This window comes from Streptomyces sp. NPDC045678 (genome assembly GCF_056432085.1).
The window spans coordinates 22,523-40,814 of sequence record NZ_JBWKJS010000013.1 but is presented as its reverse complement, the minus strand read 5'-3'; the positions used below and the strand labels follow the sequence as shown (position 1 = coordinate 40,814).

Genomic DNA, 18,292 nt, shown 5'->3' with positions numbered 1-18,292 from the left:
AGTGCCCCGCCGGGCCAAGTCTCGGCGCCGACAGGGCACTTGATGCGGGAGAACGTCACCGAAAGGGCTTCTCCGCCGGGTGTGCGGCCTTCGTCAGCCGACGCCCGCATTGAGGAAGATGCCGCCATCGACCACGAGTGTCTGGCCCGTGATCCAGTCGGACTGGGCGGACGTGAGGAACGCGGCCGCGCCCCCGATGTCCTCCGGCACCCCGAGCCTGCCGAGCGGGTAGGAGGCCGCCGCCTCCGCCTCGCGGCCCTCGTACAGCGCCTGGGCGAACTTGGTCTTGACGACCGCGGGCGCGATCGAGTTCACGCGCACCTTCGGGGCGAACTCGTGCGCGAGCTGCAGGCTGAGGTTGACCATGGCGGCCTTGCTCATCCCGTACGCGCCGATGAACGGCGACGCGGAGACGCCGGCGACGGAGGCGATGTTCACGATCGCGCCGCCGTTCTCGCTCTGCCATGCCTTCCAGGTCTGCTGGGCGAAGCCGAGCGCCGAGATGACGTTGGTCTCGAACACCTTGCGGGCCACGTTGAGGTCCAGCTCGGCCATCGGACCGAACACCGGGTTCGTACCGGCGTTGTTGATCAGGAAGTCGACGCGGCCGAAGGCCTCCATGGCGCGCTCGACGGCGACCGCCTGGTGGGCCTCGTCGTGCGCCTTGCCGGCGACTCCGATGACGCGGTCGGCGCCGAGCTTCTCGACGGCCTCCTTGAGGGCGTCCTCGTTGCGTCCCGTGATGCAGACCCGGTCGCCGCGGGCGACCAGCGCCTCGGCGATGCCGTATCCGATGCCGCGGCTCGCTCCCGTGACGAGCGCGGCCTTTCCGCTGTCCTGCACAGCCATGATCCCTGTCTCCGCCTTTCAGGTCAGTTGAGCGGGCCGCCGGCCACGTACATGACCTGTCCGGAAACAAACCCGGCCGCGTCACCCGTGAAGAAGGCGATGGCGTTGGCGATGTCCTCGGGGCGGCCGACGCGCTGGACCGGGATCTGGGTGGCGGCCGCGGCCTGGAAGTCCTCGAAGCCCATGCCGACGCGTTCGGCGGTGGACTTCGTCATCTCGGTGACGATGAAGCCCGGGGCGACGGAGTTGGCGGTGACGCCGAACTTGCCGAGCTCCTTGGCGAGGGTCTTGGTGAAGCCCTGGAGGCCGGCCTTGGCGGCGGCGTAGTTGACCTGGCCGCGGTTGCCGAGCGCCGAGGACGAGGAGAGGTTGACGATGCGGCCGAACTTGGCGTCCACCATGTGCTTCTGGCAGGCCTTCGACATCAGGAAGGCGCCGCGCAGGTGCACGTTCATGACCGTGTCCCAGTCGCTCGCGCTCATCTTGAAGAGGAGGTTGTCGCGGAGCACGCCGGCGTTGTTGACGAGGATCGTCGGCGCGCCGAGCTCCTCGGCGATACGGGCGACGGCGGCCTCGACCTGGGCCTCGTCGGACACGTCGCAGCCGACCGCGATCGCCTTGCCACCGGCCGCGGTGATCTGCGCGACGGTGTCCTTGCAGGCGGCCTCGTCGAGGTCGATGACGGCCACGGCGCGGCCCTCGGCTGCGAGCCGTACGGCGGTCGCCGCGCCGATGCCTCGCGCCGCGCCGGTCACGACAGCGACGCGCTGCTCTGTGGTGGACATTCTGGTTCTCCTCGCCCTTGGGATGCGGCTCTACGGGATGGAGCTTTACGGAGTGGGGCTCCACGGAGTGGGGCTCCAACGGTACGCCCCGATGGTGAGCGACCGCTTAGTACCTTCAGCTGGACGAGACGCTAGAAGCCCTGGCACCGGGTGTCAACGGCCTACAGGAGAGGTGTGACTCTTTACTTCACCAACAGGTCGAGGAGCCGGTTCACCTCGGCCTCGGGATCCGCCGTGAGACCGGTGTGCACCGGCCCCGGCTGGAGCACCGTGGAGCGCGGCGCGATCAGCCAGCGGAAGCGCCGTCCCGCGTCGTCGCGCTCGGCCTGGCCCGCGGCCTCGCCGCCCTCGCAGATCCGCTCGACGGCGCCCAGCGCTGCGCGGATCCCGGCCGCGTCGGCGGCCGGGTCCAGGGCGAGGAGCTTCGCCTCGTCCAGGTGCGTGCGGGCGGCGACGTAGGACTTGGCGCGGCAGTAGAGCACGACGCCCGCGTTGAACTGCTCGCCGCGCTCCACGCGCGGCACGACGCGCACCAGCGCGTACTCGAAGACGTCCCGTACGGGCCCGGTCCGCTCGGTCACTGGGTGGCGCCCTTCGGTCCGGCACCCGGCAGGGTGATCCGCTCGTGGATGGTCTTGGCGCGCGGCAGGAGGGCCGCCACGTAGGCGCGGCGCACGTCGTCGGGGCCGTCGAAGCCCGGCTCGTCCGCCAGCCACTCCTCGGGCACCTCTGCGGCGACCTCGGTGAGCAGCTCCTCGGTGACTAGGGGGGCGAGGTCGGCGGCGGCCGTCGCGATGTCGGGGCCGTAGGGGGCGAGGACGTGGTCCGACGCGTCGTAGGACTTGGCGGCCGCGGTCTCGGCTGTGCGCCAGTTGTGGTGCCAGATCATGCTCGCGCCGTGGTCGATCAGCCACAGGTCGCCGTGCCACACGAGCAGGTTCGGATTGCGCCAGGAACGGTCCACGTTGTTGATCAGCGCGTCGAACCAGATGACGCGGCCCGCCTCGGCCGAGTCCACCGCGTGGGCGAGCGGGTCGAAACCGAGGGCGCCCGACAGGAACTCCATGCCGAGATTGAGTCCGCCGCTCGCCTTGAGCAGCGCCTGCACCCGTTCGTCGGGCTCGCCGAGGCCGAGGACCGGGTCGAGCACGATCCCCGTGAGCCGCGGCATCCGCAGGCCGAGCCTGCGGGCCAGCTCACCGCAGATCACCTCGGCGACGAGTGTCTTGCGGCCCTGTCCCGCGCCGGTGAACTTGAGGACGTACGTTCCGTACGTTCCGTGGTCGTCGGTCTCGACGAGCCCGGGCAGTGATCCGCCTTCCCGCAAGGGTGTGACGTAACGGACCGCGGTGACGTGGCTGAGCATTGGCCCAGATTACAGAGTTGAACGGAGTGGTCCGCGGCCCCGTACCACTGGCCATGACGACTTACGAAGAGACGCTCTCCGAGCCCAGCCGCCGCACGGTCGTGGCCACGATCGGCGCCGCGGGCCTGGCCGCCGCGCTCACCGCCTGTGGGGGCGGGGAGAGCGGCGCCGGCGACGCGGGAGGTGACGGAGGCGGCGTGCTCGCCGAAACGTCCGACATCCCCGTGGGCGGCGGCAAGATCTTCAAGGACGCGGAGGTGGTGGTCACCCAGCCCACGAAGGGCGAGTTCAAGGCGTTCTCCAGCCTCTGCACCCACAAGGGGTGCCCGGTGACGAGCGTCGAGGGCGGCACTGTCAACTGCCCCTGCCACGGCAGCAAGTTCGACATCGCCGACGGCAGCGTGCGGGGCGGGCCGGCGCCGAAGCCGCTGCCCGCCGTCGCGATCACCGTGGCGGGCGGCTCGATCAGGACGGCCTGACCGGCCGGCCCGGGAGTTTCCAGGCGGCCAGCACGTCCTGCGTGGCCGTGATGGTGGCGACGAGTGCGAGGGTGTTGCGGATCATGGCCGGTGTGTAGTCGGAGGGGACGCCCGCGATGGCGTCGGCGGGTACGACGGCGGTGTAGCCGAGGTTCACCGCGTCGAACACGGCGTTCGGGATCGCGACATTGGCCGAGACTCCGGTGACCAGCAGGGTGCGGCAGCCGAGATTGCGGAGCAGCGGGTCCACGTCGGTGCCCGCGATGGGTGACAGGCCGTGCAGGCGGCGTACGACGAAGTCCTCGTCGGCCACCTCGATCGGCGGCGCGATCCGTACGGCCGCGGTGCCCGAGAGCTGCTGCACGGGCAGTCGCTCGGCGGCCCGGAACAGCCGGGCGTTGTGGCCGGCCCCGCGCCCGTCGGGCCGCCGCTCGGCCACCGCGTGCAGCACCTGGACGCCGTACTGGTGCGCGGCGTTCACCAGCCGTGCGACGTTGGCGAGAGCCCCCGACGACCTCGCTTCGGCGGCGAGCTCGGGCAGGGCGCTCTCGGTGCCGACGACACCCTGCTGGCATTCGACGGTCAGCAGGGCGGTGGTGGCGGGGTCGAGGATCTCCCTGAGCTTTTCGTACGACGGCATGGCTTCCCCTTGTCGCGGACGTCCCGGACACCGGCCGGCGAGAGGCTAACGGCCATTGCGTCACTACGGAAGAGCGTCCATGCTGTCCCGACATTCTTCCTGACACTCAGTCAGGTGCGTCCGAACGGGAGGGCACATGGCCGTCACGCAGCGCCGGGGTCGCCGGATCATGATGACGCCGGAGGAGCTCGACGCGTTCCTCGCCGAGGAGCGCACCTGCCGGGTGGCGACCGTGTCACCGGACGGCGCCCCGCACGCCAGCACGCTGTGGTTCGCGTGGGACGGCACATCGCTCTGGCTGTACTCGGTCACCCGCAGCAAGCGCTGGGCCGACCTGCGCAAGGACCCGCGGATCGCGGTGGTGGTCGATACGGGCGAGGAGTACGGCGAGCTGCGCGGCGTGGAGCTGTCCGGCACGGTGGAGTGCGTGGGCGAGGTTCCGCGCACGGGCGAACCGTGCCCCGAACTCGACGCCCCGGAGCGACTGTTCGCACGCAAGGTCTTCGGCCTCGACGAGATGCCGCACGACGGCCGTCATGCGTGGCTGCGCCTGACCCCGGACACCGTCGCGTCCTGGGACTTCCGAAAGCTGGCCGGCCTCGGCCGGGCGTAGCGCCCGAGGCCGGCATGGGGCTCACCGGCCCAACGAGGACCGCCCGTTCGGAGGCGAAGAGACGTTTCTGCCGTTAGGGGGCGTACGCGGCCTGGGAGGACAGGACCTCGGCGCCCCGACCTTCGGGGTGCGACCGTCCCCCACCCGGAGGTGGCCGTTCGTGGTCTTGATCATCGTCGTCGCCGTGCTGGCCCTGCTCGCGGGCCTGGCCGCCAACCGCTTCCTGCGACCCCGCATCATGCACGAGGACGACGACACCGGCATGGCCGTCAAAGACCTGGTCGGCCCGCTGCTCACCCTGACCGTGCTGCTGCTCGCCTTCGTCCTGGTGACCGCCAACGGCTCCTACGGCAAGGCCGAAGTCGCCTCACGCGGCGAGGCGCGAGCCGTCGACCAACTCGTGGAATCCGCCGAGTACGCTCCCGCCGAGCAGCGCGCCGAGGTCCAGGCGGACGCCGTCTGCTACGCCCGTGCCGTACGCGAGCGGGAGTGGCCCGCCATGTCCGACGGGAAGGGGTCACCGGTCCCCAGCATCTGGTCGACCGATCTGCGCCGTGTCTTTCGCGAAGTCGAGGGCAAGCCGGTCTTCGGCATGCTGGTCTCCGCCGACCACAAGCGCTCCGACGAGCGGGAGGAACGCCTGACCCAGGCCACGGCGAGCATCCCCAGCGCCATCCTGTGGTTCCTGCTCGCCACCCTGGTCATCACCGTGGCGGCCCTGGGGATCTGTCTGCCCCGCCGCAACAATCGCGGGCAGATCATCACCCTGACCGTCATCACCGCCCTCCTGACCTCCACCTTGTGCATCATCCGAGACGTCGACCGCCCCTTCGGCGGCATCATCAACGTCGAACCCAACGCCATCGCCGAGGTGCAACGCCAGGCCACCCGCGACTTCCTCGCTCACCACACCGCCGCCGAACTGCCCTGCGACGACAAGGGCAGCCGCCACTCCGGTTGATCCCCCGCGCACAAGGCCTGACGGCACGGAACACCGAGCCTCAGCGGGCCGAGAAAGAGGAACTACCTCAACCCGGCCCCCGCCCCCCTCAGCGCCTCCGCCGCCGCCCTGATCGAAGGGCGGCGGTCCGCGTCCGCCCGCCACACCACGTACACGTGCCGCCGCACCCGGTGCCGCACCGGGACCGTCCGCACGCCCGCCGGCATCGGATCGCGGCCCAGCCGCGGGGCCACGCACACGCCGAGGCCCGCGGCGACCAGGGCGAGCTGGGTGTGGTGCTCCTCCGCGCGGTGCGCGATGCGCGGCTCGATGCCCTTGCCGCGCAGGGTGAACATCAGCCACTCGTGGCAGAACTCGCCCGCCGCCCAGGTGATCCACTCGTCGTCCGCGAACTCCTCCAGATCCACTTCGGCGCGGTCGGCGAGGGGGTGCGCGGCGGGCAGGGCCACGTCGGCGGGGTCATCGAGGAGGGGGGTCTTGACCAGGCCTTCCGGGATCGGCAGGGGTTTGTTGTACCAGTCGAGGACGACCGCCATGTCGAGGTCGCCGCGCACCACGGCCGCGACGGCCGGCGTCGGTTCCGTCTCCTGGCAGCGCACCCGCAGCCCGGGGTGGTCGACGCGGAGCGCGGACAGCGTGGCGGGCATGAGGCCGCGCATGGCCGTGGGGAAAGCGGAGATCCGCAGCTCGCCCACCGCCTTGCCCCGCTGTTCCTCCAGGTCCGCCTGAGCGAGCTCGACCTGCGAGAGGATCCGCGCCGCGTGCTGCGCGAGCAGCCGTCCCGCGTCGGTCAGGCGCACGCCTCTGCCGTTCTTGGCGAGCAGTTGCTGGCCGACCTCGCGCTCCAGCTTCGTCATCTGCTGCGAGACGGCGGAGGTCGTGACGTGCAGACCGGCGGCCGCGCCGCTGACGGATCCGTGCCGGGCAAGGGCGTCGAGCGTACGCAGGCGCTCCAGGTTCAACATGTAAGCGATGCTACGCGATACCCCGCACAAAATCTCGCTTGTGCTACGAGATCGCCGGGTTCATCGTGAGACGCATGACCACCGCGTCCGCGCCATCGCGATCAGCAGCAGCGCCATCAGCCACGACACCCGCAGCAACGACACCCGTAACGACCTCCACAACGACAACTCCAACAACGTCGGCATCCTCCCTCAACTGGCGCATCCGTTTCGGCGTGCTCTCGCTGATCTGGGGTTTCAGCTTCCTCTTGATCAAGGTGGGCACGGAGGGGTACGCGCCGTTCCAGGTCACCCTGGGACGGCTGGCGTTCGGCACCGTCGTCGTCGCCGCCGTGCTCGTGGTGAAGCGGGAGCGGCTGCCGCGCTCCCCGCGGATCTGGCTGCATCTGACGGTGTCGGCGTTGCTGCTCAACGCCCTGCCCTTCTCGCTCTTCGCGTACGCGGAACTGTCGATCCCCTCGACGCTCGCCGGGATCTGCAACGCGACGTCGCCCCTGTGGGGCATGGCGCTCTCGCTCGTCGCGCTCACCGAGGACCGTCCGACGCGGCGCCGCGTCGCGGGTCTGGGCCTCGGGTTCTTCGGAGTGCTGACCGCGCTCGGCGCCTGGCAGGGCTTCAGCGGTCTCGATCTCGGCGGCACGGCGATGGCGCTGCTCGCCTCGCTCAGCTACCCGATCGGCTGGATCTACGTACGTCGCACGCTGGCCGGCGCCGGGCACTCCAACCTGTCGCTCTCCGGCGCGCAGTTGCTGGTCGCGACCGCGGAACTGGCCGTGGTGACGCCGCTGTTCACCGCGTTCCCGTCGCACTTTCCCGTCGTGCCGCTGCTGGCGATCGCGGCGCTGGGCGCCCTCGGCACCGGGCTCGCCTTCCTGTTGCAGTACGCACTGGTCGCCGAGGTGGGCCCGACCACCGCCCAGATGGTCACGTACTTCATCCCGGTCATCGCGACCGGCGCGGGCGTCGCGGTGCTCGGCGAGTCCCTGAGCTGGTCGACGCCGGTCGGCGCGGTGATCGTCCTGGCGGGCGCGGCGCTCACCCAGTCCCGGCCTCGCGGGTCGGCGAACCGGGGCAAGGGGGCGGGGACGGGCGAGCGCCCGCCTCGGCCATAGCGCTCCGGCAGCAGCCATAGCGCCTCGGCAGTCGTAGCGCCCCGCCCGTCGCAACGCCCCGTCAGTCGTAACGCCGCGCGGGAGCGGGCCCGGTGGCGGAGGCGACGGCGTCCGCCACCGCCACGATCTCCTCGTCCTCCAGCGCCGCCACGGTGATCCGCACCGCGGGCGGCGCGTTCAGCCGGAACCTCGCCCCGGGAGCCACGGCCCACCCCGCGTGCAGCAGCCGCGAGACCGCCCCCGTCTCGTCGGGAACCGGCACCCACGCGTTCATGCCACTGCGTCCGTACGCGGTGATGCCCCGCTCGGCGAGCGCCGCGATCAGCGCCTCGCGCCGCCGCCCGTAGGACGCCGCCACCACACGGGGATCGACCGCGTCCTCGGCCCAGAGCCGCGCGACGGCGCGCTGCAGCAGCCGGCTCACCCAGCCCGGTCCGAGCCGCTGGCGCCCGCGCAGCCGGTCGACCGTGACGGGGTCACCGGTGACCACGGCGAGCCGCAGGTCGGGGCCGTACGCCTTGGCGGTCGAGCGGGTGAGGGCCCAGTTCCGGGTCGATCCAGCCAGCGGGTGCAGCGGGAGGTCGACGATGCCGTGGCCGTGGTCGTCCTCGATGAGCAGCACGTCCTCGTGCGCGGCGAACACCTCCCGCAGGGCACGCGCGCGTGGAGCGGTGACAGCGGCACCCGTGGGGTTCTGCGCGCGGTCCGTCACCACAGCGGCGCGTGCCCCGGTGGCGAGCGCCCGTTCCATGTCGGCGGGCAGCGGGCCCTCGTCGTCCACGCCGACCGGAATCGCACGCAGGCCGAGGGCGGAGACGAGGTCGAGCAGGCTTCCCCAGCCCGGGTCCTCGACAGCGACCCCGTCGCCCGGCTTGAGGTGCACGGCCAGCACGCGCTCGATGGCGTCGAGCGATCCGGAGGTGACGGCGAGCGGGGCGTGCGGGACGCCGTCGGCCGCGAACGCCGCCCGTGCGTACCGTTCGAGCTCCGGGTCCACCGCGCTCTCCCCGTAGAGGACGGGTTGCGCGTCGCCCTGCGCCGCGGCCGCCACGAAGGCTCCGGAGAGGGCCGGCAGCAGCTTCGGGTCCGGATTGCCCATGGAGACGTCCCGTACGCCGGGCGGCGCGTCCACCCTGAGGAGTTCACGTGTCGTGGTGGCGGGCTTGGGACGCACCCGGCTGCCGCGCCGCCCCGCCGTCTCGATGACGCCTCGTTCGCGCAGCGTGCGGTAGGCGGCCGCCACGGTATTGGGATTCACACCGAGGCGCGTCGCCAACTCACGCATGGGCGGAAGCAGTTGGCCGGGTTCGAGGTCGCCGTCGCCCACGGCACGCTCCACGCTGGCCGCAATCTCGGCTGCGCGTCGCCCACTGATCGGATACTCTCCTAGCACAAAGCAAAGTATGCACTAGTGCAATATGTCTCGCAAGTCGGCGATCAGGGCAGCGCGCAGCGTCGCCCGGAACTCGCCGCCTGCGGGCAGATCAGTACAGGTTCAGCACAGGGAGAGCCATGCAGACGACGCCGGGTACCACCGACACCACTACGCCGGACAGCGCCGCCTACGCACCGACCGACCGCACGATCCCCACGCGCTCCGCGGATCGCGCCTCGTACGACCGGGAGACGGTGCACGCGATACTCGACGAGGCCTACGTCTGCCATCTCGGGTTCGTGCGCGACGGCGCCCCCGTCGTGCTCCCGACGCTCTACGGACGGGTGGGCGAGCGCCTGTACGTGCACGGTTCCACCGGTTCCCGGCCGCTGCGCATGGCGCGTGCCACGTCCGATGAGCGGGACCCGGGCCTGGAGGTGTGTCTGACCGTCACGCACGTCGACGGCCTGGTCCTGGCCCGGTCGGCCTTCCACCACTCCATCAACTACCGCTCCGTGGTGATCCACGGCACCGCTCACCAGGTCACGGACCCCGAGGAGAAGCGGCTCGCGCTCGACGCGCTGGTCGACCACGTGGTGCCGGGCCGGTCGGCCGACTCCCGTCCGGCCAACACCAAGGAACTCGCGGCGACCGCCGTGCTCAGCCTCGACCTGAACGAGGTGTCGGCGAAGGCGCGCACCGGCGGCCCGAACGACGACCCTGAGGACACGCAACTCCCCCACTGGGCGGGTGTCGTTCCACTCCGCAAGGGACACGATGCCCTCATCCCCTCGGAGGACCTGGCGCCCGGCATCAAGGTGCCCGACTACCTCGTCGAGCTCTGATGCTGATCCACCCCTGGGACGCCGCCCGCACCGACGCGGAGTGGCAGCAGTGGCTCGCCGCCCACGACTTCGGGCAACTCGCCGTGAACGGGCTCCGGGGCGAGCCGCCCCATGTCCAGCCGCTCCATTTCGTGTACGAGTCCGAACACGGCGCGCACGGCCGGGTCCTCACGCACCTGGCACGCCCGAACCCCCTGTGGCCGGCCCTGGAGGCGGACGGCCAGGTGCTCCTGAGCGTGGTCGACGACTACGTGTACGTGCCGGGCCCCTGGCAGGCCGCACCCGACGTCCCGGCCGAGCACGGCGTACCGACCAGCTTCTACGCCGCCGTGCAGCTGCGCTGCACCGCCCGTGTCGTCGACGATCCCGAGGAGAAGGCCGACATCCTGAACCGCCAGGTCGGCCACTTCCAGCCGGAGGGCGGCTCGGCGCGGGCGGCGGTGGGCGAGGCTCCGTACGGCCGCATGCTCTCCGGCATCCGGGCGCTCTGCCTCGAGGTGCGCGACGTACGGGCGAAGTTCAAGTACGCGAGCCACAAGCCGGGGGAGGTGCAGGACCGCATCACCGCGGGCCTCACCGAACGACAGGGCCCGCGAGACACGTCCGCCCGCGCACACCAGGCACGGCGCCGTAACCCCTAGCCTGCTCGATCCCGCCTGCTCCGACCCGCCGAGGCCAGCGAACCGGAGCAGGCGGAACGGGGCGGCGTGCCCGAAGCCGGCGGGACAAGCGGGACAGGCGGGACAGGCTGCGGGCCAGAGAAGACGGGACAAAGGGCAGGCCGGAAGAGCCGGCACAGGTGAGGACCCGGAGCAGTCAGAACAAACGGCAGGCCTCACGCCACCCCAGCAAGGCCCGTCACCCCTCCAGGCACCCCACCGCGCCACCACCGCACCCCGCCCTTCCGCGACCGCGAGGCCACCGCACCCCACCGCCCCGGTCGCACGGCCACCGCACCCCGCGCCCGTCGCACGGCCACCACAGCCCGCACCACCCCACCCGCGAGACCCACCGCCCCCCTACGCCTTCCGCCGCACCGCCACCGCGCCCGTCGCACGGCCACCACAGCCCGCGCCGCCCCCCCCACCCGCGAGACCCACCGCTCCCCTACGCGTCCCACCACGCCGCCATCCCACCCCGAACCTCCCCACCCGCAAGGCCCCGCGCTCCCCCGCTCCCCTACCCCTCCCGCCGCGCCGCCACCGCACCCCGCCGTTCCGCCACCGCGCCCCGCGCCTCCGCGGCCGCCAGGCCCGTCACCGCGGCCAGCATCAGGGCCGTGCCTGCCACCGTCGTCGCCGTCAGGTCCTCGCCGAGCAGCGCGACCGCGATGACGGCGGCACCCACTGGCTCCAGGAGCATGATCACGGAGACGGTGGCGGACCGTACGACGGCAGCCCCGGCGAAGTAGAGGGCGTACGCGACCGCCGTCGGCACGGCGGCGATGTACAGCAAATAGGCCGCCACGCGCGCGGGGTCGGCGCTGTGGGGGACGAGGCCCTCGGCCGCGGCGAGCGGCAGCAGGCAGAGCGAGACGACGGCGAACGCCCAGACAGTGGTGTCGGACGAGTCCGCCGTACCGTTCCTCCCCCACCAGCGCGTCAGCAGCGTCATCGCGGCGTACGCGGCCGCCGAGACGAGCCCCCAGATCACGCCGGCCGGCCGCACGGTCGCGCCCCCGCCGCCGTCATCCCCGAGGACGAGAACGACGAGACCTGTAAGAGCGCCCAACACGGCGACGACGCCGCCGCGTCCGAGCCGCTCCCCCAGGGCCAGCCGTGCACCCAGGGCGATGAGGACGGGGCCCGAGCCCATGGTGACGACGGTGCCGACCGCGAGGCCGGTCGCCTCGACCGAGGCGAAGTAGGCGGTCTGGAAGACCGCGAGGGCCACGCCGGTCGCGAGGATCCGGCGCACCCGGCGGCGGACCGGCTCGGCAGCCGCCGCACGCGCAGTCGACGGGTTCGCGGTCGAGGGGCGCGCGGTCGACGGGCGCGCGGTCGAGCCCCGCGGCCGCGTCAGACGTGCGGCCCGACGTGCGGCGAGCAGCAGCACGAAGCCGCCCGCGCACCGCCAGAAGGAGAGGCTCACGGGCCCCATGTCGCTGGCCCGGAAGACCAGCGCGGCGGCGGCACCCGCGGTCCCCCATGCGACACCGGCGACGATCAGATAGAAGAGCCCACGCCCGACACCAAGGCCACCGGTGCCGGGACCACCAACGCCGAGGCCATCAGCGCTCGGTCCGGCGGCACCGGATCCGACAGGGTTCGGGACAGAAGGCACGTCGGACGTGCGCAAGAAGTTCGACACGTGATTTCTCCGCAGCAGAGAGGAATGGCTGGCTCCGTCTGCGGGCAGCACCGTTCCGCCCGGCCACCGGCTCGGGCGAGATCCGTGAGCGCCCCGCGCTTAAGCGGCGGGAGGCGGAAGAACGAGTGCGCGTGCGTGCATGACCGGCACCCTAGGACCGGCTTCCGCTGTACGACAACCCCGTTTCGGGTGCTGGGACGGCGCCCGGCTCGGCGGGCTCGGCGGGCTCGGCCGGCGCCGACGACTGGGCGATGAACGCGCCCACCAGCACGACCGCGCCGCCGACGACCTGCGGCGCCGAAAGGTGCTCACCCAGGACGACCCAGGCCAGGGCGGTCGCGATGACGGCTTCGAGGCAGGCCACGACACCGGCCACCTGGGGCGAGAGCCTGCGCACGGACAGCACCCCGGTGACGTAGGCGACGACCGTCGCGATGAGCACGATCCAGGCGAGGAGGCCCCAGGCCGGTACCGCGGAGCCGTCGAGGTCCGCGCTACCGGCGAGTACCGACCAGTCCATGCCCCACGGCCGTGCGACGACGGTGAGTACGACGGTGCCGACGAGCAGCCCGTACGCGATGACGCCGAGCGGGTCGGGGGCGTCGGCGCCCGCGTCGCTGCCCTGGTCGGACAGGACGAAGTAGCCGACCTGGCAGCAGGCGGCGCCGAGCGCGAGCAGGAGTCCGACGGCGTCGAAGCTCAGCCCCGCCCACACCTCGACGACACAGGCGAGACCGCCCACGGCGAGGACCACGCCGAGCGCGGCGGCCCGCGTCACCGGGCGACGCTGCACGAAGCGCACCCACCCGAGGACGAGCGCGGGCGCGAGGTACTCGATCAGCAGGGCGACACCGACGGGGATGCGGGAGAGCGCCGCGAAGTAGCAGGCCTGGACGCCCGCGACGGCGAGGAGGCCGAAACCGGCGAGCAGCGCGGGCCTGCTCCGCAGCAGTCCGCGGTGGCGCCAGGCCACGGGCAGCATGACCAGGGCGGCGCCCGCCACCCGCAGCCACACCACGTGCAGAGGGTCGAGACCCGCCTCGATCAGCGGTTTCGCCGCGACACCGGAACCGCCGAACGCGACCGCCGACAGCAGGGCGAGTCCAAGACCGACGCCCCTGCCGGGCTTTACCCGTATCCCCTCAGACGCTTGCACCGGCACATCATGACAGTCGACGTCATGAGCGTCACGCCGTTAGACCCCTGTCTCAATCGGCGGACACCGCCGCACGCTCCGCAGTACGCCGCCTGTCCCTACCCCTGGCCTCCGACGTACCCGTGCCCGTGACCGCCCTCGGCGGCGTACTGCCTGCACCCCGCCTCTATGCGGGACAGCAGCGCCGGAACGTCGACACGCGCTCGTGCGAGGACCTCGACGGCCCGGCACTCCGGGTCGGCGACGAGCCCCGCGAGCAGGTCGATGCCGAGGGCGCGTGGTTCGCCGCGCCGTTCGGCGCGCCCCAGGGCCACTTCCATGGCGCTGGTGGCGGCCGGGGACCACCCGGTCTCGCGCACGGGCGTCACGACCGGGACGGCACCGGAGTCCTCGACGGTGCCCTGCCACTGCAGTCCGTAGCCGATGCTGCGCTGCACGAGATAGCCGAGGATCCGTACGGCCTGCGCACCGCTCTCGAAGACGGCACGCACCTCGGGGTCGGTCTCCAGGAGGGAGTGCAGCAGGTGCGCGGTGTCGATCTGCCGGTCCCCGTCGCGGACGGCGCGGCGACGCGCCCCGGACACCACTGACGCCAGCTCCGCGGTGAGTCCGGAGTCGAGTTCTTCTCGGGTCGGGCCGGGCTCGGCGCCCGACGGGGTACGGCTATGCACATCTCCCACCACATCAACCCCCAGGGGCATATGCATCGGCGGCGGGAAGCATCTTCGCGTCCGACACAGGTTGGGCAAGCGGGCGTTGGTTGTCCTCCTTACGGATGAGATCCAACGATCCGCGCGGACGTTCGCGCGCCGCCTTGCCCCCACCACCTCGCGCGCCGGGCGCCCGTATCCGGCGCGCAACCATCACACCGCCCCGTTCGTCCCATAAGCATGGAAAGCAGGTGCTGGATGGTCGCCCTGCCTGCGGTCGACGGCAGGCAGTACGTCTACCGGGTGTACGCCCCCGACGACGCGCTGCCCGCCGACCTCTTCTGGGACGCCTGGCACTGCCACGACGAAAGCCCGTTCCCGAGGGCGTCGGACCTGTTCGACGCGGCGGTCATACGACGGGTCGGCTAGTTCCGGTACGCACCCCCGCCGCCGAGCCCGCCCGCGCCGGGCCCGCCCGCCCGGAACCCGCCCGCCCGGAACCCGTCCACTCCAAGCCCGTCCGCCCCGAGCTCCCCAGGCTTGCGCCCCAGCCACGTCCCGATGACCACCGTCGCGCACCTCTCCTCGTCGCTCACCACGCGCGCCGCCAAGCCGGCCCGTTCGACGGCGTCGACGGCCGCGGGCACCTGCCCCTCGCTCGTCTCGAAGAGGAGGTGCCCGCCGGGCGCCAGCCACCCGGGCGCCTCCTCGGTCACCCGGCGCAGCACGTCGAGTCCGTCCGCGCCTCCGTCGAGCGCCACGCGCGCCTCGTGGACGCGGGCCTCTGCGGGCAGCAGGCCCACCTCTTCGGAGGGGACGTACGGGACGTTCGCGAGGAGGATGTCGACGCGCCCCCGCAGCGCGACGGGCAGCGGGTCGTAGAGGTCCCCTTCGTAGACCTCGCCTTCGACGTCGGCGACGTTGCGGCGGGCGCAGCGGACCGCCGTGGGGTCGATGTCGGCCGCGTACAGCTCGACTTCGTCGAGACCCGCGGCGAGCGCGGCCCCGAGAGCGCCCGACCCGCAGCACAGATCGACGACGACGGCCGCGCGACCGGCGAGTTCCGCGGCCAGTCCGACGAGGAGCTCGGTGCGGCGGCGCGGTACGAACACTCCCGGGTCCACGACTATCCGCAGCCCCAGGAACTCCGCCCACCCGAGGACGTGTTCGAGCGGCAGACCGGCCGCGCGGCGCTCGACCATGGCGGCCGCTTCGGAGGGGGTACGCGCGGTGGAGAGGATCAACTCCGCCTCGTCCTCGGCGAAGACGCAGCCGGCGGCGCGCAGCGTACTCGTGACGGAGGAGTGGTGTGACGTGGAGAAAGCAGAGACCGACATGTGAGGAATACCTTTCGGGAACCCGATGGGGCTCCCTCGGTCACCTGCGCCGGTACGCCGGGTGAACCGTGCGGTCGTGAGGGGGGAGCACCCGACCTGCTACTGCGGTAATGGGTCTCACCTCCCAAGCGCGCCGCCTGCGTCCGTCACAGGGCAGAGGGAACAGTACCTCACCCCCTGACCGACCAGAACATACGAGGTCACGGCCGTGGCCACACTCACCGGCCACGCTCACCACGAGAGCTGACGGTTCATCAGTATTGAATGTTCAGGGGCCTGCGGCTACGTTCCGCGACACCGTAGCTGCGGCCGTCGCAGCGCCCGACGGGAAGGGGTGGTCGCATGGCCGAAGTCAGCGCGGAGGCAAGGATCGAGGCACCCGCCGAGAAGATCTGGGCCCAGCTCACCGACTTCTCCTCCTACGGCGAGTGGAACGCCACGCACACGAGCTTCCCCCGGGGCGGCCCCACGACGCTGGAAGTGGGCGGCACCTTCGTGGAGAACATGAAGCTGATGGGCTTCCCCGCCGAGGTCGACTGGACCATCGGCGAACTGGAGACCGCCCGCACCCTGGCCATCGCGGGAAAGGGCCCGATGGGCGTCACTGTCGGCACCCGCTACTCCCTCTCCCCCGAGGGTTCGGCGACGGTGGTCCGCATCGAGGGCGAGTTCACCGGTGCCGCGGTCTCCCTGATGGCGGGCAAGCTGAAGGACTCGGCGACCGCCGCCCTCAACGAATCGCTGCGCAAGCTGGACGGCTTGGTGACCTGACTTCCAGAACCCGGCGCACAGAACACGCTCGAGCCCATCAAGACCCCAGCGGCCAAGACCCCGGCGTCGCCCCTCGCACAACCAAGAGGCGCCCCACACGATGCGTGCGGGGCGCCTCATCTGTGGCGGGGGCCGTCGGCCCCGACCACGTCAGTCCTCATCGGCGAGGATCAGGTACAGCTTCTTGCGTGCGTCGTTGATGACCGTCAGCGCCTTCTCGCGCTGCTCCTTGCTGCCGGTCTTCCAGACCTGCCCGAACGCCTCCATCAGACCGAAGCCGGCCTGCCGGATCTCGTTCAGCGTGTCCCAGTCGACACCGCGACCGGCCTCTTCCCACGGCGCCTCGGGACCTTCTTCGGCCGCCTCGCGCCCTGCGTCGGTGAGCGAGAAGAGCTTCTTGCCGCCTTCGCTCGCACTGCTGATCAGGCCCTCGTCCTCCAGCAGCTGAAGGGTCGGGTAGACCGAACCGGGGCTGGGCTTCCACGCCCCGCCGCTGCGCTCGGCGATCTCCTGGATCATTTCGTAGCCGTGCATGGGCCGGTCCTTCAGCAGGGCCAGGATCGACGCGCGTACGTCGCCACGCCTCGCCCTTCCGCGCGGGCCTCCTCCGCGTCCGCCGCGGCCGCCCCAGGGACCACCGGGCCCGCCGAAGCCGGGACCGAACGGACCGAACGCGCCGCGCCGCCCCTCATAGCCGCCGAATCCGCCGAAACCTTCGCGGCCGAAGCCCTCACGGCCCTCGGGGCCGCCGCGGCGGCCGTGTCCGTGGCCGCGTCCGTGCTCGTGTTCAAAACCATGGGTACGCATGGTGATCACTCCTGTCGTCGATCTTTCGTATCAGTCGCGAACCTGTCGCGATGCCTCAACGATATATCGAAACAGTTCGGCTGACAACCCGATGCCGGAGGTTGGCGGGTGAGCCGACGACTGGGCAAGCGCTTGACGCGCGGCCACGGCAAGCGTGACGGCGCGGTCACGCCTCGTCGGCCGCGATCAGCACGGTCATCACGCGTCCAGCTCTGGCCCCTGTCCCGGCGCCCCGGCAGGCGTGGTCGTACGAAAGGTCTGGCGCACCGCCCGCCGCAGCCACTGATGCGCTCCGTCAGCCGTGTGACGGGGATGCCAGGCCATGCCGATGGTCAGCGGCGGCAAGGGCAGCGGGATGTCCAGCACGCGCAGCCCCAGGACGGACGCGGGCGCGGTGACGGGTGACGGAGCCTCGCCGGCGGGCACAGCGGGGACGAGGCAGACGACGTCGCTGACGGCCGCGAGGGTCAACGCGGCCAAGTGGCTGGGCAGGACCGCGCTCACGCGCCGCTGCAGGCCGTGTTCGGCGAGTGCGGCATCCATCGGGCCCGAGAAGCGGCCGCGGCGGCTGACCACCACGTGCTCGGCCGCGGCGAGCCGGGCCGGCGTCAGCGGCTTGCGGGTGAGGGGGTGGTCCGGGCGTACGGCCGCCGCCATCCGCAGGGTCACCAGTTCCTCCACCCGCGTCTCGGGGTCGACATGGTCGATGGCCCCGATCTCCAGGTCGACGCGGCCGTCACGGAGCGCCGGTCCCGCCTCCAGCTCCTCGGCCCGCATCCGCAGGGAGACCCCCGGCGCCTCCTCACGGGACAGCCGCAGCAGGGCGGGCGCCAGCGCGGCGCCGATCAGATCGGCGGCCTGGACGGTGAAGGTGCTGCTCAAGGTGGCCGGGTCGACGGGAGTCTCGGGCGTGAGCAGCGCCGTGATGCGCCGCACCACTCCGGCGGCCTCCTCGCGCAGGGCAAGCGCGCGGGGGGTGGGGACCATGACCTGCCCCGCGCGGACCAGGAGCGGGTCGCGGAGGATGCGCCGGAGGCGGCCGAGCGTACGGCTCATGGCGGCGGGCGACGTGTGCAGACGAGCGGCGGCCTTCGTGACGCTCTCCTCCGCCAGGAGGGCGTCCAGCGCGATGGCGAGATTGGCGTCGAGAACCGGCCCCGTTCCTTTGACCTGCATTATTCCACCTCAGACAATGATTGCGTGCCGAAGTGCCCATTGTGGCAACACCTGGCGCGTTCGCAGGATGGTGACGTCCCGAACAGGCACCGACC

Annotated in this window: 21 protein-coding genes; 8 read left to right on the top strand and 13 right to left on the bottom strand. The window is 71.9% G+C overall.

Annotation, left to right across the window (positions count from 1 at the left end; all coding sequences use genetic code 11):
* Window positions 1-93: 93 nt before the first annotated feature.
* The 4 genes from AC07DO_RS35915 to AC07DO_RS35900 form a co-directional block, all read right to left on the bottom strand.
* Window positions 94-849 carry an SDR family oxidoreductase gene (locus tag AC07DO_RS35915; protein ID WP_479065997.1) on the bottom strand — a complete coding sequence of 252 codons (756 nt, stop codon included), beginning with the start codon at window positions 847-849 and terminating at the stop codon, window positions 94-96.
* 23 nt (window positions 850-872) lie between these two features.
* A complete protein-coding gene (fabG, locus tag AC07DO_RS35910) occupies window positions 873-1,634 on the bottom strand; it encodes a 3-oxoacyl-ACP reductase FabG (RefSeq protein WP_479065995.1) in 762 nt (253 codons plus the stop codon).
* 182 nt (window positions 1,635-1,816) lie between these two features.
* Window positions 1,817-2,215 carry a DUF3037 domain-containing protein gene (locus AC07DO_RS35905; RefSeq protein ID WP_479065993.1) on the bottom strand — a complete coding sequence of 133 codons (399 nt, stop codon included), beginning with the start codon at window positions 2,213-2,215 and terminating at the stop codon, window positions 1,817-1,819.
* Window positions 2,212-3,000, bottom strand: coding sequence for a HipA family kinase (locus tag AC07DO_RS35900; protein WP_479065991.1), 789 nt, complete (start codon window positions 2,998-3,000; stop codon window positions 2,212-2,214). The genes AC07DO_RS35905 and AC07DO_RS35900 overlap by 4 nt, the downstream gene beginning before the upstream one ends.
* A 53-nt stretch (window positions 3,001-3,053) precedes the next feature.
* Between AC07DO_RS35900 and AC07DO_RS35895 the strand changes: the two genes are divergently transcribed.
* Complete coding sequence (locus AC07DO_RS35895) at window positions 3,054-3,479, top strand: Rieske (2Fe-2S) protein (protein WP_479065989.1); 426 nt, start codon at window positions 3,054-3,056, stop codon at window positions 3,477-3,479.
* Here the strand turns inward: AC07DO_RS35895 and AC07DO_RS35890 are convergent.
* A complete protein-coding gene (locus AC07DO_RS35890) occupies window positions 3,466-4,119 on the bottom strand; it encodes a cysteine hydrolase family protein (protein ID WP_479065987.1) in 654 nt (217 codons plus the stop codon). The two genes, AC07DO_RS35895 and AC07DO_RS35890, sit on opposite strands and share 14 nt — an antisense overlap.
* A 136-nt stretch (window positions 4,120-4,255) precedes the next feature.
* Here AC07DO_RS35890 and AC07DO_RS35885 point away from each other — a divergent pair, with 136 nt between their 5' ends.
* Entirely contained in the window at window positions 4,256-4,732 is a 477-nt protein-coding gene (locus tag AC07DO_RS35885) for a pyridoxamine 5'-phosphate oxidase family protein (RefSeq protein WP_479065985.1), read from the top strand.
* A gap of 160 nt (window positions 4,733-4,892) precedes the next feature.
* Window positions 4,893-5,693 carry a bestrophin-like domain gene (locus AC07DO_RS35880; RefSeq protein WP_479065983.1) on the top strand — a complete coding sequence of 267 codons (801 nt, stop codon included), beginning with the start codon at window positions 4,893-4,895 and terminating at the stop codon, window positions 5,691-5,693.
* 62 nt (window positions 5,694-5,755) lie between these two features.
* Here AC07DO_RS35880 and AC07DO_RS35875 read toward each other — a convergent pair whose 3' ends face one another.
* Window positions 5,756-6,658 carry a LysR family transcriptional regulator gene (locus AC07DO_RS35875; RefSeq protein ID WP_479065981.1) on the bottom strand — a complete coding sequence of 301 codons (903 nt, stop codon included), beginning with the start codon at window positions 6,656-6,658 and terminating at the stop codon, window positions 5,756-5,758.
* 38 nt (window positions 6,659-6,696) lie between these two features.
* Here AC07DO_RS35875 and AC07DO_RS35870 point away from each other — a divergent pair, with 38 nt between their 5' ends.
* Window positions 6,697-7,770: a DMT family transporter gene (locus AC07DO_RS35870; protein WP_479065979.1), complete on the top strand. Its 1,074-nt coding sequence runs from the start codon at window positions 6,697-6,699 to the stop codon at window positions 7,768-7,770.
* 61 nt (window positions 7,771-7,831) lie between these two features.
* Here the strand turns inward: AC07DO_RS35870 and AC07DO_RS35865 are convergent, their stop codons facing one another.
* Window positions 7,832-9,163, bottom strand: coding sequence for an aminotransferase class I/II-fold pyridoxal phosphate-dependent enzyme (locus tag AC07DO_RS35865; protein ID WP_479065977.1), 1,332 nt, complete (start codon window positions 9,161-9,163; stop codon window positions 7,832-7,834).
* A gap of 119 nt (window positions 9,164-9,282) precedes the next feature.
* Here AC07DO_RS35865 and AC07DO_RS35860 point away from each other — a divergent pair, with 119 nt between their 5' ends.
* Both AC07DO_RS35860 and AC07DO_RS35855 read left to right on the top strand, forming a co-directional pair.
* The gene (locus tag AC07DO_RS35860) at window positions 9,283-9,990 is read left to right on the top strand and encodes a pyridoxamine 5'-phosphate oxidase family protein (protein ID WP_479065975.1); all 708 of its coding nucleotides are present in this window, start codon (window positions 9,283-9,285) and stop codon (window positions 9,988-9,990) included.
* A complete protein-coding gene (locus tag AC07DO_RS35855) occupies window positions 9,990-10,631 on the top strand; it encodes an FMN-binding negative transcriptional regulator (RefSeq protein ID WP_479065973.1) in 642 nt (213 codons plus the stop codon). Before AC07DO_RS35860 ends, AC07DO_RS35855 begins: the two co-directional genes overlap by 1 nt.
* A gap of 538 nt (window positions 10,632-11,169) precedes the next feature.
* Here AC07DO_RS35855 and AC07DO_RS35850 read toward each other — a convergent pair.
* The 3 genes from AC07DO_RS35850 to AC07DO_RS35840 all read right to left on the bottom strand — a co-directional run bounded on the left by AC07DO_RS35850 (window position 11,170) and on the right by AC07DO_RS35840 (window position 14,127).
* Window positions 11,170-12,300, bottom strand: coding sequence for a DMT family transporter (locus AC07DO_RS35850; protein WP_479065972.1), 1,131 nt, complete (start codon window positions 12,298-12,300; stop codon window positions 11,170-11,172).
* Window positions 12,301-12,451: 151 nt separating this feature from the next.
* A complete protein-coding gene (locus tag AC07DO_RS35845) occupies window positions 12,452-13,456 on the bottom strand; it encodes an EamA family transporter (protein WP_479065970.1) in 1,005 nt (334 codons plus the stop codon).
* Between the two features lie 98 nt (window positions 13,457-13,554).
* Window positions 13,555-14,127, bottom strand: coding sequence for a peptidase (locus tag AC07DO_RS35840; RefSeq protein ID WP_479065968.1), 573 nt, complete (start codon window positions 14,125-14,127; stop codon window positions 13,555-13,557).
* A gap of 219 nt (window positions 14,128-14,346) precedes the next feature.
* Here AC07DO_RS35840 and AC07DO_RS35835 point away from each other — a divergent pair, with 219 nt between their 5' ends.
* Window positions 14,347-14,535 carry a hypothetical protein gene (locus AC07DO_RS35835; protein WP_190537747.1) on the top strand — a complete coding sequence of 63 codons (189 nt, stop codon included), beginning with the start codon at window positions 14,347-14,349 and terminating at the stop codon, window positions 14,533-14,535.
* Here AC07DO_RS35835 and AC07DO_RS35830 read toward each other — a convergent pair.
* Window positions 14,532-15,443, bottom strand: coding sequence for a putative protein N(5)-glutamine methyltransferase (locus AC07DO_RS35830; RefSeq protein WP_479065966.1), 912 nt, complete (start codon window positions 15,441-15,443; stop codon window positions 14,532-14,534). The genes AC07DO_RS35835 and AC07DO_RS35830 overlap by 4 nt on opposite strands.
* 342 nt (window positions 15,444-15,785) lie before the next feature.
* On the opposite strand from AC07DO_RS35830, the gene AC07DO_RS35825 reads away from it, so the two are divergent.
* Window positions 15,786-16,214: a type II toxin-antitoxin system Rv0910 family toxin gene (locus AC07DO_RS35825; RefSeq protein ID WP_479065964.1), complete on the top strand. Its 429-nt coding sequence runs from the start codon at window positions 15,786-15,788 to the stop codon at window positions 16,212-16,214.
* 150 nt (window positions 16,215-16,364) lie between these two features.
* On the opposite strand, the gene AC07DO_RS35820 is transcribed toward AC07DO_RS35825, so the two are convergent.
* Window positions 16,365-17,021 carry a PadR family transcriptional regulator gene (locus AC07DO_RS35820; RefSeq protein ID WP_479065962.1) on the bottom strand — a complete coding sequence of 219 codons (657 nt, stop codon included), beginning with the start codon at window positions 17,019-17,021 and terminating at the stop codon, window positions 16,365-16,367.
* A gap of 198 nt (window positions 17,022-17,219) precedes the next feature.
* On the bottom strand, window positions 17,220-18,197 hold the full coding sequence (locus AC07DO_RS35815) for a LysR family transcriptional regulator (protein WP_479065960.1): 978 nt from the start codon (window positions 18,195-18,197) through the stop codon (window positions 17,220-17,222).
* Window positions 18,198-18,292: the final 95 nt, after the last annotated feature.

Coding starts and splice junctions, on each gene's coding strand:
- AC07DO_RS35915 (WP_479065997.1), bottom strand. CDS start 849: ATGGCTGTGCAGGACAGCGGAAAGGCCGCGCTCGTCACGGGAGCGAGC.
- fabG (WP_479065995.1), bottom strand. CDS start 1,634: ATGTCCACCACAGAGCAGCGCGTCGCTGTCGTGACCGGCGCGGCGCGA.
- AC07DO_RS35900 (WP_479065991.1), bottom strand. CDS start 3,000: ATGCTCAGCCACGTCACCGCGGTCCGTTACGTCACACCCTTGCGGGAA.
- AC07DO_RS35895 (WP_479065989.1), top strand. CDS start 3,054: ATGACGACTTACGAAGAGACGCTCTCCGAGCCCAGCCGCCGCACGGTC.
- AC07DO_RS35890 (WP_479065987.1), bottom strand. CDS start 4,119: ATGCCGTCGTACGAAAAGCTCAGGGAGATCCTCGACCCCGCCACCACC.
- AC07DO_RS35885 (WP_479065985.1), top strand. CDS start 4,256: ATGGCCGTCACGCAGCGCCGGGGTCGCCGGATCATGATGACGCCGGAG.
- AC07DO_RS35875 (WP_479065981.1), bottom strand. CDS start 6,658: ATGTTGAACCTGGAGCGCCTGCGTACGCTCGACGCCCTTGCCCGGCAC.
- AC07DO_RS35860 (WP_479065975.1), top strand. CDS start 9,283: ATGCAGACGACGCCGGGTACCACCGACACCACTACGCCGGACAGCGCC.
- AC07DO_RS35855 (WP_479065973.1), top strand. CDS start 9,990: ATGCTGATCCACCCCTGGGACGCCGCCCGCACCGACGCGGAGTGGCAG.
- AC07DO_RS35835 (WP_190537747.1), top strand. CDS start 14,347: ATGGAAAGCAGGTGCTGGATGGTCGCCCTGCCTGCGGTCGACGGCAGG.
- AC07DO_RS35830 (WP_479065966.1), bottom strand. CDS start 15,443: ATGTCGGTCTCTGCTTTCTCCACGTCACACCACTCCTCCGTCACGAGT.
- AC07DO_RS35825 (WP_479065964.1), top strand. CDS start 15,786: ATGGCCGAAGTCAGCGCGGAGGCAAGGATCGAGGCACCCGCCGAGAAG.
- AC07DO_RS35820 (WP_479065962.1), bottom strand. CDS start 17,021: ATGCGTACCCATGGTTTTGAACACGAGCACGGACGCGGCCACGGACAC.
- AC07DO_RS35815 (WP_479065960.1), bottom strand. CDS start 18,197: ATGCAGGTCAAAGGAACGGGGCCGGTTCTCGACGCCAATCTCGCCATC.